The sequence below is a fragment of the Streptomyces sp. TG1A-60 genome, assembly GCF_037201975.1.
Taxonomy (GTDB): Bacteria; Actinomycetota; Actinomycetes; order Streptomycetales; family Streptomycetaceae; genus Streptomyces.
Genome location: NZ_CP147520.1, coordinates 3,660,050 through 3,673,939 on the forward strand (window position 1 = coordinate 3,660,050; position 13,890 = coordinate 3,673,939).

At 70.7% G+C, this 13,890-nt stretch carries 8 protein-coding genes; all 8 read right to left on the reverse strand.

Annotated elements, in window-relative coordinates; all coding sequences use genetic code 11:
- Positions 1–318: 318 nt before the first annotated feature.
- The 8 genes from tmk to WBG99_RS15580 all read right to left on the reverse strand — a co-directional run bounded on the left by tmk (position 319) and on the right by WBG99_RS15580 (position 13,670).
- Positions 319–3,657, reverse strand: a complete 3,339-nt coding sequence (gene tmk / locus WBG99_RS15545) for a dTMP kinase (protein ID WP_338896878.1) — start codon at positions 3,655–3,657, stop codon at positions 319–321.
- 351 nt (positions 3,658–4,008) lie between these two features.
- Entirely contained in the window at positions 4,009–6,873 is a 2,865-nt protein-coding gene (gene topA / locus WBG99_RS15550; RefSeq protein ID WP_338896879.1) for a type I DNA topoisomerase, read from the reverse strand.
- 309 nt (positions 6,874–7,182) lie between these two features.
- Entirely contained in the window at positions 7,183–7,380 is a 198-nt protein-coding gene (locus tag WBG99_RS15555) for a hypothetical protein (RefSeq protein WP_338896880.1), read from the reverse strand.
- Between the two features lie 97 nt (positions 7,381–7,477).
- Positions 7,478–7,717 (reverse strand): hypothetical protein, encoded by a 240-nt coding sequence (locus WBG99_RS15560; RefSeq protein WP_338896881.1) that lies wholly within the window; start codon positions 7,715–7,717, stop codon positions 7,478–7,480.
- 49 nt (positions 7,718–7,766) lie between these two features.
- Positions 7,767–8,474 (reverse strand): hypothetical protein, encoded by a 708-nt coding sequence (locus WBG99_RS15565; RefSeq protein ID WP_338896882.1) that lies wholly within the window; start codon positions 8,472–8,474, stop codon positions 7,767–7,769.
- Positions 8,475–8,675: 201 nt separating this feature from the next.
- Positions 8,676–10,208, reverse strand: coding sequence for a methyltransferase (locus WBG99_RS15570; protein ID WP_338896883.1), 1,533 nt, complete (start codon positions 10,206–10,208; stop codon positions 8,676–8,678).
- A 246-nt stretch (positions 10,209–10,454) separates the two neighbouring features.
- Positions 10,455–11,039 (reverse strand): small secreted protein, encoded by a 585-nt coding sequence (locus WBG99_RS15575; RefSeq protein ID WP_338896884.1) that lies wholly within the window; start codon positions 11,037–11,039, stop codon positions 10,455–10,457.
- Positions 11,040–11,264: 225 nt separating this feature from the next.
- Positions 11,265–13,670 carry a sodium-translocating pyrophosphatase gene (locus tag WBG99_RS15580; RefSeq protein ID WP_338896885.1) on the reverse strand — a complete coding sequence of 802 codons (2,406 nt, stop codon included), beginning with the start codon at positions 13,668–13,670 and terminating at the stop codon, positions 11,265–11,267.
- Between the last annotated feature and the right edge of the window lie 220 nt (positions 13,671–13,890).

Below are 13,890 nucleotides of genomic sequence, written 5' to 3' on the forward strand. Positions count from 1 at the left end.
CGCTCTCGGCACGCGGCACGCGGCACGCGGCACCGGGGTTGCGCGGCGGCCGGGGGGACGAGGTGGGCGCAGGAGTGAAGTGAGCCGGGGCCGGGCGGGGGCGGGTTCCGCCCACCGGCACTCGCAGGGTTCCGCCGCGCCCACCCAGGACGTGGCCGTGCCGGTGCGTTGAGCCCGTCGCACCAGCGGCCCGGAGAACGGCTCGCTTCATCCCCCTAGCCAGCAGTAGGGCACGAGCGACGAGCGAGCGCACCGGCACGGCCCCGCCCCCTACCCACCGGGCCCCAGATGACCAGCCGCCGCCAGCGCACCGGCGAGTCAGCGGCGCCGCCGCCCCCAGCCGCGTCCCTCGTCCCGGTCGTCATCGGCATGCGGCCCCAACAGCTCGTCCGCCAGGGTCGGCAGATCGTCGAGCGGCGTCTCCTCGGCCCAGTCCGAGCGAGGTCGCCGCCGCGGGGTCCCGTCCTCGTCCACCTGCGGCAGCTCACGAGTCCGGTCCTCCGCTCCGTCGGGCCCAGGCCGCTCGTCCCGGAAGTATCCGGGCGGCATCCGGTCCCCCCGCACCGGCGGCAGCCCAGCCGTCTCGTCCGCCGCCCCCGGAGGCACCTGCGGCAAGATCGTGGTCTCATCCTCAGAGGCCGGAGCCGAAACCGCACCCGAGGCCCCCGAAGGCGGCACCGACGGTTTCGGCAACTTCGCCGTGGTCTCCGAATCCGCCCTACCAGCCGCACCAGCCGCACCGACCGCGCCAGCCCCACGAGCCGCGCCGGAGGCATCCGGCGCACCCGAACCCGGCCCGTCCCCCCGCACCGGCGGCAACACAGCCGTCTCGTCCACCGGTCCGCCCGACGCGTTCGTCGGCGTCACAACCGGCGTAAGCACAGTCGGTTCGTCATTCCCTCGCGAAGCCCCGCCGGAGCGCCCGCCCCCAGCAGCCCGCTCCGCCACAGCAGCCCGCTCTGCCTCAGCAACAGCCTCCGCCTCAACAGCCCGATCGGCCGCAGCCCGATCGGCCGCGGCTCGCTCCGCCGCAACCCGCTCCGCCTCGACCGCAGCCGCCCGCTCAGCAGCGACCCTCCGGGCCTCCTCGGCCCGAAGCAGCGCCTCCTCGGCCTTCCGCTGCTTCTCCAGGCGGCGCGCCTCCGCCTCCGCCCGGAGCCGCTGCTCCTCCGCGGCCTGCTGACGACGTCGTTCCTCCTCGGCTCGCCGCCGTTCCTCCTCCTCGACTCGGGCCTTCTCCTCCGCGAGGAGCCGCGCCTGCTCCTCCTCGGCGCGACGGCGCGCCTCCTCGGCCCGCTGCCGGGCCTCCGCGGCCTGCCGCTCCGCCTCGCGCCGCTGGGCCTCCGCCAGCTCGCGCCGCTTGCGCTCCTCCTCCTCGGCGCGCAGCCGGGCGAGCTCCTCCTGGCGCTCGCGCTCCAGCCGCTCCTCCTCGGCCTTGCGCGCGGCCTCCTCCTCGGCCTTGCGCCGCGCTTCCTCCTCGGCCTTGCGCCGCGCTTCCTCCTGCGCCTTCACCTCGGCCTCGGACAGCGGCAGCAGCACATCGAGCCGGTGCCGGACAACGGTCGTGACCGCCTCCGGGTCCTGCCCGGCGTCGACCACCAGGTACCGCCCGGCGTCTGCGGCGGCCAGCGTCAGGAACCCCGCCCGCACTCGCTCATGGAACTCGGCCGGCTCCGATTCCAGCCGGTCCGGCGCCTCGGTGAACCGCTCTCGCGCCGTCTCGGGCGACACGTCCAGCAGCACCGTCAGATGGGGCACGAGCCCATCCGTCGCCCACCGCGAGATCCGGGCGATCTCCGTCGGTGAGAGATCCCGCCCGGCCCCCTGATAGGCCACGGACGAATCGATGTACCGATCCGAGACGACCACCGCGCCCCTCTCCAACGCGGGCCGCACCACCGTGTCCACATGCTCCGCGCGATCCGCCGCGTACAGCAGCGCCTCGGCCCGGTGCGACAACCCGGCGCTCGACACGTCCAAGAGAATCGACCGCAGCCGCTTCCCCACCGGAGTCGCCCCCGGTTCCCGCGTCACCACGACCTCGTGCCCCTTGGCCCTGATCCACTCGGCGAGCGCCTCGACCTGGGTGGACTTCCCCGCACCGTCACCGCCCTCCAGGGCGATGAAGAACCCGGACGCGGCAGGCGCCTGTTCCGGATCGTCGCCCCCCAGCAACGCGTCCCGCAGATCCTGCCGAAGCGGTACCCCGGACCGGTCGTCGACCTTGGCGAGCAGCAGCGCGGCCACCGGCAGCAGCAGCGCCCCCACCAGCATCAACGTGAACGCCGCACCGCCGTGCGCGAACACGAACTTGCCGCTCTCCAGCCGGTGCGGCCCGATCACGGCGGCGACCAGCGGAGCGATCAGCACCGCCAGCGCCACGAGCACCCGTACGACGGCGTGCAGATGCTCGGTGGTCCGCGCGCGCCGGAAGTCCTCGGCCTCCTGGTCGAGCAGCGTGTGCCCGGTGTTCGCGGCGATTCCCGCGGCGACGCCCGCGAGGCCCAGGATCAGCACGACACTCGTGACATCCGGCGTCAGGCCCGCGGCGAGCAGCGCGACGCCCGTGAAGGCGATCGCGAGAGCGAGCAGCCGACGCCGGGACAGTGAGGGCAACACGGACGGCGCCCGCCGCACCCCGACGACCACACCACCCGTCAACGCGGCGACCAGCAGCCCGTACGACACCGGCCCGCCGCCCAGGTCCTTGGCGTGCAGCACGGCGACGGCGACAGCGGCGGCAACGGCACCGGCGACCGCCGCGCACGCGGGCACCAGGATCGGGACCGCGCCCGTACGGCCCTTGTCGACACCGCTGCCGGTCTTGGGCCGGCGCAGCCCCTCCAGCGGCGACCGCGCGCGAGGGGTGCGCGTCTTGGGGAGTTCGAGGAAGGTCACCACGGACAGCGACGCGGCGAAGAGCCCGGCGGCGACGTACGAGGCCAGCGCGGCCTGGTGCTCTCCGAACCAGTCGATGCCCGCACCCAGCAGGTTGTTGAGCAGCGCGGCGACGACGAGGACGGCGGCCGCGAGGGGCACCGCCACGAATGCCGTACGCAGTCCCAGGCGTCGTAGCGCGTCCATGTGGTCCGGCAGCGGGCGTACGGTCGCGCCCTCCGGCGGCGGCGCTGGCAGCAGCGCGGGCGCCGCGCTCTCCCGGCAGACCGTCCAGAACCGCTCGGCGACTCCGGCGACGAACGCGGTGACCAGCAGCACCGCCAGCGCGTTGTCCGGCATCCAGACGATCCACAGGGGCGCCACGATCAGCAGTAGGACCCGCAGCCCGTCCGCGCCGACCATGGTCCAGCGGCGTTCGAGCGGGCCGTCCTGGGAGGTCAGTGAGGTGAGCGGCCCGAGAAGTACGGCGCCGAAGAGCAGCGTCGCGAGGGCGCGGGTACCGAAGACGGCCGCGACCGTCAGGGCGACGCCTCGGTATCCGCCGCCGAAGGAAGCCTCGGCGATCGCCGCCTGGAAGGCGAGGAGGACCAGCACGAACAGCGCGAGGACATCACCCACGCCGCTCACGAGTTGGGCGCTCCACAGCCGTTTGAGCTGTGGCTGGCGCAGCAGTGCCCGCACGGCGCGCTCCCTGGAATCGACTGCCAGGGCGTCGTCGGGGGCCGGGTTGTGGGCCGTCGGCTGCTCGGCTCGCATCATGCTTTCAGCCTATCGGCCCCCACCGACACCCGAAGCGGCGCCCGAACGCGCACACACCGCGCCATCAAGTCGCGCAGAAGTCGCACATTCGTCGCAGAAAAGGCGCACATTCAGCGAAGCCAAGGTGAAGATTCAGCCACCGCCCAGCGCCCGCGCCCCTCAGGAGCGCGGGGCTCTGCCGATGTGCGGCTCCGCCGCGTGGGCGCGAACAGCCACACCCCACCCGCAGCCGCGAAAACCACCCGCGCCCCACGCCACCAGGCGACCAACGACGAGCGGCGAGCGGCGAGCGGCGAGCGGCGAGCGCCAGGCCAACAGCCCGTTCTCGTGCCTGTCCGCTTCCCGGACGCCTCAGCCCTCCGAAGGCGCCGCCTTCTTCGCGGCCCCCTTCTTCGCCGGCGCGGCCTTCTTCGCGGCAGCCGTCTTGGACGTCGTCGTCTTCTTGGCGGCAGCCTTCTTCGCCGGCGTCGCCTTCTTCGCGGCGGCCTTGGTGGCCGTCTTCTTCGCGGGCGCCTTCTTCGTCGTCTTCTTGGCCGGCGTCTTCGCCCGCTTCTCCGCGAGCAGTTCGAAGCCGCGCTCGGGCGTGATCGTCTCCACGCTGTCGCCGGACCGCAGAGTCGCATTGGTCTCGCCGTCGGTGACGTACGGGCCGAAGCGGCCGTCCTTCACCACGACGGGCTTCCCGCTGACCGGGTCATCGCCCAGTTCCTTCAGCGGCGGCTTGGCAGCGGCGCGCCCGCGCTGCTTGGGCTGGGAGTAGATCTGCAGCGCCTCTTCGAGAGTGATCGTGAAGAGCTGCTCCTCGGCCTGCAGCGAACGCGAGTCCGTGCCCTTCTTCAGATACGGCCCGTACCGCCCGTTCTGCGCGGTGATCTCCTGGCCGTCGGCGTCGGCGCCGACGACCCGCGGCAGCGACATCAGCTTCAGCGCGTCGTCCAGGGTGACGGTGTCCAGGGACATCGACTTGAACAGCGAGGCCGTACGCGGCTTGACCGCGTTCTTGCCCGTCTTCGGGGTGCCCTCGGGGAGGATCTCCGTGACGTACGGGCCGTAGCGGCCGTCCTTGGCGACGATCTGGTGGCCGGTCGCCGGGTCCGTGCCCAGCTCGAAGTCGCCGCTCGGCTTGGCGAGCAGTTCCTCCGCCAGTTCGATGGTCAGCTCGTCCGGCGCCAGGTCCTCGGGGATGTCGGCGCGCTGGTGGCCCTCGGAGTCCTTCTCGCCGCGCTCGACGTAGGGGCCGTAGCGCCCGACGCGCAGCACGATGCCGTCGCCGACGGGGAACGACGAGACCTCGCGCGCGTCGATCGCGCCCAGGTCTGTGACGAGTTCCTTCAGGCCGCCGAGGTGGTCCCCGTCGCCGTTGCCGGCCTCGGCCGCGGTGCCGTGAGCACCGCCCGCGGCGATGCCGCCGCCGGACACGGCCTCGCCGAAGTAGAACCTCTTCAGCCACGGCACCGCCTGGGCCTCGCCGCGCGCGATGCGGTCGAGGTCGTCCTCCATCTTGGCGGTGAAGCCGTAGTCGACGAGCCGCCCGAAGTGCTTCTCCAGGAGGTTGACCACGGCGAAGCTCAGGAACGACGGCACGAGAGCCGTGCCCTTCTTGAACACATATCCCCGGTCGAGGATGGTGCCGATGATCGACGCGTACGTCGACGGGCGGCCGATCTCCCGCTCTTCGAGTTCCTTGACCAGCGACGCCTCGGTGTAGCGGGCCGGAGGCTTGGTGGCGTGCCCGTCGACGGTGATCTCCTCGGCGGAGAGCGCGTCACCCTCGTCGACCTGCGGCAGTCGGCGCTCGCGGTCGTCCAGCTCGGCGTTCGGGTCGTCGGCGCCCTCGACGTAGGCCTTGAGGAAGCCGTGGAAGGTGATCGTCTTGCCCGAGGCGCTGAACTCGGCGTCGCGGCCGTCGGCGGCGGCGCCGCCGATCTTCACGGTGACACTGTCGCCCGTGGCGTCCCTCATCTGGGAGGCGACCGTCCGCTTCCAGATCAGCTCGTACAGCCTGAACTGGTCGCCGGTCAGACCGGTCTCGGCGGGTGTGCGGAAACGGTCACCCGAGGGGCGGATCGCCTCGTGGGCCTCCTGCGCGTTCTTGACCTTCCCGGCGTACGTACGCGGCTGCGCCGGCAGGTAGTCGGCGCCGTACAGCTGCGTGACCTGGGCGCGGGCGGCGGCCACGGCGGTGTCGCTCAGCGTCGTGGAGTCCGTACGCATGTAGGTGATGAAGCCGTTCTCGTACAGCTTCTGCGCGACCTGCATCGTCGCCTTGGCCCCGAAGCCCAGCTTCCGCGAGGCCTCCTGCTGGAGCGTCGTCGTACGGAACGGGGCGTACGGCGAGCGGCGGTACGGCTTGGACTCGACCGACCGGACCGAGAACCGGGTGTTCTCCAGTGCGGCGGCCAACGCGCGGGCGTTCGCCTCGTCCAGGTGCAGGACGTTGGCGCCCTTGAGCTGCCCGACCGAGCCGAAGTCACGGCCCTGGGCGACCCGCCGGCCGTCGACGGACTGCAGGCGGGCGACCAGCGAGGACGGGTCGGAGGCGTCGCCGGCGCGGCCGGTGGCGAAGGTGCCGGTGAGATCCCAGTACTCGGCCGAGCGGAAGGCGATGCGCTCCCGCTCCCGCTCCACCACGAGCCGGGTCGCGACGGACTGGACGCGGCCCGCCGACAGGCGCGGCATGACCTTCTTCCACAGAACCGGCGAGACCTCGTAGCCGTAGAGACGGTCGAGGATGCGGCGGGTCTCCTGGGCGTCGACCAACCGCTGGTTCAGCTCACGCGGGTTGGCTACGGCGGCCTGGATCGCGGCCTTGGTGATCTCGTGGAAGACCATCCGCTTGACCGGGACCTTGGGTTTGAGCACCTCCTGGAGGTGCCAGGCGATGGCCTCGCCCTCGCGGTCCTCATCGGTGGCGAGGAAGAGCTCGTCGGAGTCCTTCAGCAGGTCCTTGAGCTTCTTGACCTGCGCCTTCTTGTCCGCGTTGACCACATAGATGGGCGCGAAGTCGTGTTCGACGTCCACGCCGAGGCGGCGCACCTCGCCGGTGTACTTCTCCGGCACCTCCGCGGCGCCGTTGGGAAGGTCGCGGATGTGCCCCACGCTCGCCTCGACGATGTAGCCGGGGCCGAGATAGCCCTTGATCGTCTTCGCCTTGGCAGGCGACTCGACGATCACGAGTCGGCGGCCGCCCTTCGCGGTCTCGCTGGTCGGGGACAACTTCGCTCTTCTCTCCGGTCGACGCTGGGTCTCCCCAGGCTTGCGTCCCGGGGCGGGCACCCCCGAAGGCTTGGTGCCTCGCACGGGGCTCGGCGGTGGGCCCGGGGGTCGGGTCATGCTGACGCTGCGGAGTGTGACGGTACATCCCGCCCCCGTGTCAAACGGGAAAAGCCCGCAACGGCCACTCGAACGGTAACCCGACTACCGCCATTCCTGCCGCCCGGCGTGTTCATCGATCCATTCGGGTGGATGCGGAGCGTCACTTCTCGGTTACGCGCACGCTCCCCGGCCGCGGCTCCGGGAGCCCGCTCATATCCGTGTGAAGCACCACGCGCCAAGCACGAGGGCGGTCACCGCGACGACGCTCGCGACCGTCACCGACATCACCGGGGGCACCCCTTGGGCAACCGGTGCGCCCTGGCGCAGCCGGACCGTGGTCCACAGTGACAGTCCGCCCCCGAACAGGGCGAACACCACCCCCACGAAGATCGCCGGTCCGCTCTCCATGTCCCGTCCTCCCAGCCGTCGACGCTCCGGGACGGGAGGCTGGCACGTACGGGATGCGAGCGCGCGAACCCGAGGTGAACGCGAGGCGTCCGGGTCCTCAGACGGAGCCGGGCGTGGGTATCTTCCCGGTCGTCTTCGTCACGTCGGCGTTGCGCACCGTGCACACCACCTTGTTGAAGCCCTTCTTCCACTCGGTCTCGTCGGACACCCAGCGCGACACGATCAGGTCAGCGCCGGGCGCCCAAGTCGACTCGAACCTGTTGGTGCACAGCTTGCCGCCCTCGTCGAGGGCGCCCTGGAAGGTCATGCCGCCGGGCGCCTGGACCGATCCGACCACCTGATCGGTGTGCGCTTCGGCACAGTCGGTCAGCGGGGCGTCGTATCCCTCACTCTCTCGTGGTGTAGTCCCAGCAGTCGCCGACGGCCATCTGTGTGGGCCACAGGTTCACGCCCGCGTCCCGGAGCCGACCCACCTCGCCGCCGATCGGGACGTGCTTGCTCAGGACGAGACATGCCGTACCGCCCTTGGCCGCGGTGAAGCCTCCTTCGTCGGAACGAGCGCGTAGACCCCCGCGTCGGGCAGGGCCTCGGCCATCGGGTCGGCCTGGCCCGCGCAGCGCTGGGCGCCGTCGGCGCGGGCGGGTGAGCGCGTCGAGGACGGCGAGCCCGATCCGGGCGACCTGTTCGGGTGCGAGCGGCCATCGCTGCCGTACGACCGCCTGGAGGTCGATCGCGTCCGGCGCGTACTCCATGACGATCCATGGCAGGCCCTCGTGCGGCACCACGTCGTGGACCGTCGCCACATGCGGATGTCCGCGCAGGCGGGCGGCGTGCCGCGCCTCGCTCCGGGCGCGGGCGGTGCTCCCCCACTCTCGGCTTCGCTCGAGCGGGGGGAACCCCATCGCCGGCTCGGTCGCGTCTCCCGGGACGTCGGGCAGGGAGATCTCCTTCAGGAAGACCTCGCAGGCCAACACCTCGTCGTACGCGAGCCAGACCCGGCCCATGCCTCCCGCGCCGAGTGTGCGCAGCAGGCGGTACCGGTTGTTGATGATCCTTCCCTGGTCCTGGTCCTGATCCTGCGTGTCCCCCGCCATCGCGATCCCCCGATCCCCCGAAACAGCGCGCGCCCCCGAGGACACGTCGAATCCGTCTCTTGAAAATAGCTTCGCACGTACCACCGACAGGAGCCCTTTTATGGACCAATGCAGCTAAATGGGGACACATGTGCCTCAGGCGCGTGAACAGGACCCGTTCACCACGGGGACGAGGCCGGGCGGGGCACCGGTACCGTCCGCTCACGAAGCCGGTTCGAGGAACCCCTGTTCGACGAGGAACCGAATCTGGACCGGTGTGCGGTCGCGCAGCGCCACCGGATCCTCGCCGACCAGTTGGGCGATGGCGTCCAGAATCCGCCCGGCGCTGAGCGTGCCGTCGCACACACCGGCAAATCCCGCGCCGACCGTGTCCACCTTGGTGGCCCGGCGCATGCCCCGGTTCTGACGCAGCACCAGATGTTCGGGGTCCTCGGCTCCGGGCAGCCCGACCTGCTCCTGGACGACTTCGGCGGCGAGCCGGAAGTGTGCGGCGAGGAGCGCCGCGTCGTCGTTCCTCCTCAGGTAGTCGACGCGTGCGAAGTGCTCCCGCACGGTCTCGCCAAGCGGTTGCTCAACCGGATGCGGCCACTCCTCGACGGTGATCGAGGGCTCGGCGTCCGCGGCGGCCGACTTCCGCAAGGTGATCCAGCCGAAGCCGACGCCCTTCACCTTCCGCGCCTCGAACTCGTCGAGCCACGCGTCGTAGCGAGCCTGGTACTCAGCCACGTCACCGTGGTGGTCGCCCGCGTCCCGCAGCCACAACTCCGCGTACTGCGTGACGTCCTGGACCTCCCGCTGCACGATCCACGCGTCGCACCCACGCGGCACCCACGACCTGAGCCGTTCCTGCCAGTCCTCGCCCTCCACGTGCTGCCAGTTGGCGAGGATCTGCGCGAACCCGCCCTCGTTCAGCCGCTCCCCCGCCTGTTGAACAAGCGTTTGGCAGAGTTCGTCCCCGCCCATCCCGCCGTCGCGGTACGTGAGCCGGGCGCCGGGCGAGATCACGAACGGCGGATTCGACACGATGAGGTCATACGTCTCGTCTTCCCCGACCGGCTCGAAGAGCGAGCCCTGGCGAAGATCGGCCGCCGGCGCGCCGGAGAGCGCCAGCGTGAGGGCCGTGATGTGCAGCGCGCGCGGGTTGACATCGGTGGCCGTCACGCGCGTGGCGTGCTGGGCGGCGTGCAGCGCCTGGATTCCCGAGCCGACTCCCAGGTCGAGGGCGGCGCCCACGGGCGTCCGCACGGTGATCCCGGCGAGCGTCGTGGACGCCCCGCCCACCCCGAGCACGACCCCCTCGCCCCGGCGCCCGATCCCCCCGGCACCGCCGACCGCGCACCCCAGGTCCGACACGATGAACCAGTCCTCACCGCCGGGCCCGCCGTACGGCCGCACATCGACGGCGGCGGCGACCTCCTCGGCCTCGTCACCGAGGGGGACCAGCCACCCGCTCTCCACACACGCCTCGACCGGGAGCACGCCCTCCACCCGCGCCCGCGCCACCGGCTGCTGCAACAGGAACAGCCGTACCAGCGCCTCCAGCGCCGTCTCCCCCCGCGTGGCCCTGAGGGCCGGCACGACCTCACTCCGCGCCAACGCCGCGTACGCGGACGCGCCAAGCAGCTCAAGCAGCCCATCAGCGGTGAATTCGGCCCCCAGCAACGCCTCCCGAAGCCGCACAGCGACATCGGTCCGGTCAGCGGACGGCAGAGGGATCAACTCAGAGTCACTCACACCCTCAGCGTAGCCGCGGGCGACCTCCCGCACGGTCATGCGCGGCCCCGGACGATGACACCGCCGCACTCGTACGACGCCGCCGGCGGTCGTGCCGCCGGGGCGGCACGGGTGGGCGCAGCGGCACCTCGTGGCTCCGAGCTGCGGGCTCCGCGCCCCCGCCCGGCACCACCCGCCGGGCGCCCAGCAGCGGCCCCGGCCCAGTCGTCCTCGTCAGCCCTCGCTCAGCACCCGCTCAGCCTTCGCTCAGCTCTTCGTCGACACCGCCGACGCCGACCCGGAGGTGGTCGCGGACTTGCAGCTCGGCTGCTCGGCCATCGCCTGCCCGACCTCCCCCTTCTCCAACTCCTTCAGCGCGTCACTCCCGGTCTTGCTCAGCTTCTCCAGCTCCGTCGCGACCCCTTCGAGCCCGTCCGCGAACTTCGCCTGGTCCTTCGTGTTCAGCGCGTCCGACTTCTTCTTCAGGTCGGCATAGGCGGCCGACAACTGGTTCAGCTCCGCGACCGCCGCCTTCTGCTTCTTCGCGCCGTCCTCGACATCGGGCGCCCCGGCCTTCCGGATGGCCGTCGCCATCGCCTCGTAGGCGTCGGAGATGTCCTGGAAGCCCTGGGAGTCGGCCTTCTGCACGTCCTCCGGTGCGCTGTCGTCCGAGGTCTCCTTCTGGATCGAGGCGTTGGCCGCCGCGATCTTCTTGATCTGCGGCTGCACGGAGTCGCAGACCTCCTTGGCCCAGGAGTTCAGCTTGTCGTTCGTCTCGTCACCGCCGCAGCCGGACAGCGCCAGTACCAGTACCGCACCGCCGGACAGTGCGGCCGCGAGCTTCTTGTTCACCGGATTGGTCCCTTCCGTGGCTCTCGGCCCCGGAACATACACGCCAGATGGGCGACACCTGTGTGCCGAGCACCCCTCACGCACCTTTTGTAACCATTTGCACCAGGCGAGAGAAGGCTCACGGAGACCATCGGCATACGCGGAGGCGGGCGGCCGGAGCGCGTTGACGCGCTCCGGCCGCCCGCCCCTTGAGCTGGGCCCTCGTACGGCCTTCCGTATGGCCGCCTAGGAAACCACCGCTGGATCCGCCGACTTGGCCGCCCGCTCGGAGTTGTCTTCGTCACCCATGGCGATCCCGCGCCGCTTGGACACGTACACCGCAGCGACGATCACGGCGATCGCGGCCACGGCGATGGTGACGCGCAGTCCGACGCTCTTGTCCTCGCCGTAGCTGAACTGGACGATCGCGGGCGCGATGAGCAGCGCGACCAGGTTCATCACCTTCAGCAGCGGGTTGATGGCGGGTCCCGCGGTGTCCTTGAACGGGTCGCCCACCGTGTCGCCGATGACGGTCGCGGCATGGGCCTCGCTCCCCTTGCCTCCATGATGGCCGTCCTCGACGAGCTTCTTGGCGTTGTCCCAGGCACCGCCGGAGTTGGCGAGGAACACCGCCATCAGCAACCCGGTGCCGATCGCACCCGCGAGATACGCGCCCAGCGCGCCGACCCCGAGCGTGAACCCGATCGCGATCGGCGCCATGACAGCGAGCAGACCTGGCGTGGCCAGCTCCCGCAGGGCGTCCTTCGTGCAGATGTCGACGACCCGCCCGTACTCCGGCTGCTCGGTGTAGTCCATGATTCCGGGCCGCTCGCGGAACTGCCGCCGCACCTCGTAGACCACCGAACCGGCCGACCGTGAGACCGCGTTGATCGCCAGCCCCGAGAAGAGGAAGACGACCGCTGCGCCCGCGATGAGGCCGACGAGGTTGTTGGGCTGCGAGATGTCCATCATCAGGTTCATCGGCGCGCCTTCGCCGGAGACCCTCTCGCCGACGTCGTTCGCGGCCGTGAGGATCGCGTCGCGGTACGAGCCGAAGAGCGCGGCGGCGGCGAGGACGGCCGTGGCGATGGCGATGCCCTTGGTGATGGCCTTGGTGGTGTTGCCGACGGCGTCCAGGTCGGTGAGCACCTGCGCGCCCGCGCCCTCGACGTCGCCGGACATCTCGGCGATGCCCTGCGCGTTGTCCGAGACCGGTCCGAAGGTGTCCATGGCGACGATGACGCCGACCGTGGTGAGCAGGCCGGTGCCGGCCAGCGCCACCGCGAACAGCGCCAGCATGATCGACGTACCGCCGAGCAGGAACGCCCCGTACACGCCGAGGCCGATCAACAGGGCGGTGTAGACGGCCGATTCGAGACCGATGGAGATACCGGCCAGGACGACGGTGGCCGCGCCGGTCAGCGAACTCTTGCCGATGTCCTTCACCGGACGGCGGCTGGTCTCGGTGAAGTAGCCGGTCAGTTGCTGGATCAGTGCGGCCAGCAGGATGCCGATGGCCACCGCGACGACCGCGAGGACCCGGGGATCGCCGGCGTGGCCCGCGATCGCCGGGTCCGTGACCCCTTCGAGGTCGGCGTACGACGACGGCAGGTAGGCGTAGACGGCGATGGCGACCAGCACCAGTGAGATGCCCGCGGAGATGAAGAAGCCGCGGTTGATCGCGGACATACCGCTGCGGTCGCTGCGGCGTGGCGCTACCGCGAAGATGCCGATCATGGCGGTGATCACGCCGATCGCGGGCACGATCAGCGGGAACGCCAGTCCGGAGTCACCGAACGCCGCTCTGCCGAGGATCAACGCGGCGACGAGTGTCACGGCGTACGACTCGAAGAGATCGGCCGCCATCCCCGCGCAGTCGCCGACGTTGTCGCCCACGTTGTCGGCGATGGTCGCGGCATTGCGCGGGTCGTCCTCCGGAATGCCCTGCTCGACCTTGCCGACCAGGTCGGCGCCGACGTCGGCGGCCTTGGTGAAGATGCCGCCGCCGACCCGCATGAACATGGCGATGAGCGCGGCCCCGAGACCGAAGCCCTCCAGCACCTTCGGCGCGTCGGCCGCGTACACGAGGACCACGCAGGACGCGCCGAGGAGGCCGAGCCCCACCGTGAACATGCCGACGACGCCACCCGTGCGAAATGCGATCTTCATTGCCTTGTGCGAGACGGTGGTGAGATCTTTTTCCGGCTCGCCTTCCGCCGGTGTCGCTTCCCGGGCCGCCGCGGCGACGCGCACATTACTGCGCACGGCGAGCCACATACCGATATAACCGGTGGCCGCCGAGAACGCCGCGCCGATCAAGAAGAACACTGATCGCCCGGCGCGCTGATTCCAGTCGTCCGCGGGCAGCAGCATGAGCAGGAAGAACACGACGACGGCGAATACGCCGAGCGTGCGCATCTGCCGGGCCAGATAGGCGTTCGCGCCTTCCTGGATCGCCACTGCGATCTTCTTCATGCTGTCGGTGCCCTCGCCCGCCGCGAGCACCTGGCGGACCAGGACACCGGCGACGGCGAGCGCGGCCAGCGCCACGACTCCGATCACCATGACGATGATCCGGTTGTCGTCGGTCAGTACTGCGGCCGTGAAGTTCGTGGTGTGGTCAAACCTTTGAGGGGTAGAAAGCCCCGCCATTCGTCCTCCTTGACGCTTGGGCTGAGCTCAAGATGTGGACGGATTGTAGGGAGCGGAACCTGATCAAAACAGTGCGCCGCAAACGGAATTGACCCTCACATGCCCTTCAGCAAATGATCCGGGCTCCGCCACACTACTCGAAAGAGGTAACGCCTCAAAGGCATTGACGCTTGATCAAATTATCGCGCGATTGATCGTGAATTTCTTCACGAATTCCGGC